Genomic DNA, 1,766 nt, shown 5'->3' on the forward strand with positions numbered 1-1,766 from the left:
GAGCGGCGGCGTCCCGGGATACGGGGGCGCCGCCGCTGTCAGTTGCCGCCGCTGTCAGTTGCCGCGGCGCAGCAGCACGAACGCGCCGCCGATCAGCAGGACGGCCAGGCCACCCACTACCCACAACGCCGGGTCGACTCCGGAGGACGCCTCGCCCGAGGTCTCGTCGGCGATCTGGTTCTCGGCCGGGTCGGACTGGTCGGACTGGTCGCCAACAGGGTCCTCGGCAGGGTCGCCGGTGGTGCCGGCCGCGGACTGCACGGTGAAGACCGAGGATCCGCTGACGACGTGCCCGTCGGCCGAGGTCACCCGGTAGCCGACGGTGTACGCGCCGTCCGCCAGGTCGTCGAGCGCCACGGTGACCGTCTCGCCCTCCACCGTGGGTTCCCCGACGACCAGGGTGGTCCGGTCGTCGCCGGTGGTGACGGCGACCGAGGCGAAATTCTGGTTGATCTCCTCGTTGAACGTCAGCGAGACCTCACCGGGCGAGGTCTCGAGGGTCGCCCCGTCCTGCGGGTCCACCGAGACGAGGACCGAGTGCGCTGCGGCGACCGGGGCGAGGACGGTGGCCGGCGACGCGGCCCCCACGATCATGGTGGCGGCGAGCGCGGTGGAGGCCAGCCGAGCCCGGATCGGGGTCACGGGGTGACGCCGAGGCGGGCGAGCACGTCCTTGTTGACCCGGTCGAGCTCACCGGAGATGGCGGAGTGCACCTCGCGGCGCTGGGAGGTCGGGGTGGTCTCGGCGGTCTCGACGGCCGTCCGCAGATCCTTGAGACGGGTCCGGGTGGAGGCGATGAAGTCCTCGACCTGGCGGTCCCCGCGACGCCCGACCTCGAGCTGGTCGAGGGTCTGTTCCAACCGGACGATACGGACACCGAGGGCCGCGCCCGGGCCGGTGGCGTCGATGCCCGCGGCCTTGAGGTCCACGGCACCCGCCCCGGTGGACTTGTCGGCGGAACCCTGCGCGTTGGACACGAGCTTGTAGACCATCGGCAACAGGACCGGGGTGGCGACCTTGGCCAGGCTCAGCCACCGCTGCACGTCGTCCTTGCCGAGTTTGGTGCCCTCGAGCTTCTTCAGCTCCATCTCGGCGAGCTGGTACTCGTGCCGCCGGCCCGCCGCCTCGATCTTCTCGGCCGCCTTACGGTCCTTCGCCAGGAACTTGGCCTCGCGCTTGAGGGTGGCGCGCTCCTGCTTGGACAGCGTCTTCTCGGCCTTGCGGTCCCGCCTGGACGCCTTCTGGGCGAGCGCGTCCTGGCGCTTGGCCCGCTTGGCCTCACGCTTCGCCCTGCGGTCCGCGTTCTTGCCCTCCAGCTTCGCGCGCTTCTTGGCCTCGGCGAGATCGACGCGATGCGCCTCCTTGGCCTTGTGCCTGGCCTCCTTGGCGGCGAGCTTGGCCTCGGTCATGGCGGTGGCCTTGAGCGCGGAGGCGTGGGCGCGGAGTTCGGCGCGCTTGTCGCGGTAGGTCGTCAGCTTGCCCATGGGCGTCGATCCTTCTCTCGTCGCGAACATCAGGGTCCCAGCCTAGGCGAACAGTCCGCCGGTGAGCACCGGACCGGTATCCGAGGGCGGTGTGCGCCATGATGGACGTCGATGGACGGTGCCCGGAACGGATCGAGTGGGGACCTCGGCGGTGCGGTGGCGGGACCGGCGTCGGGGTCCAGGTGTCTGCACCGCGTGGCCCGGGAGCGGGACGCCGGCCCCACGTGGTGGCGGACCGCTCCGCTCGACGAGGGGGTGCGGCTGCGCGCGATGGCCGCGGCC

At 71.7% G+C, this 1,766-nt stretch carries 2 protein-coding genes; both read right to left on the reverse strand.

Going from position 1 to position 1,766, the window contains the following annotated elements; genetic code table 11:
• Positions 1-54: 54 nt before the first annotated feature.
• Positions 55-642, reverse strand: a complete 588-nt coding sequence (locus G6018_RS09890) for a copper resistance CopC family protein (RefSeq protein WP_182639503.1) — start codon at positions 640-642, stop codon at positions 55-57.
• Positions 639-1,484 carry a DUF6474 family protein gene (locus tag G6018_RS09895; RefSeq protein ID WP_182610270.1) on the reverse strand — a complete coding sequence of 282 codons (846 nt, stop codon included), beginning with the start codon at positions 1,482-1,484 and terminating at the stop codon, positions 639-641. The genes G6018_RS09890 and G6018_RS09895 overlap by 4 nt, the downstream gene beginning before the upstream one ends.
• Between the last annotated feature and the right edge of the window lie 282 nt (positions 1,485-1,766).

Source organism: Dietzia sp. DQ11-44, assembly GCF_014145205.1.
GTDB classification, from domain to species: Bacteria; Actinomycetota; Actinomycetes; order Mycobacteriales; family Mycobacteriaceae; genus Dietzia; species Dietzia natronolimnaea.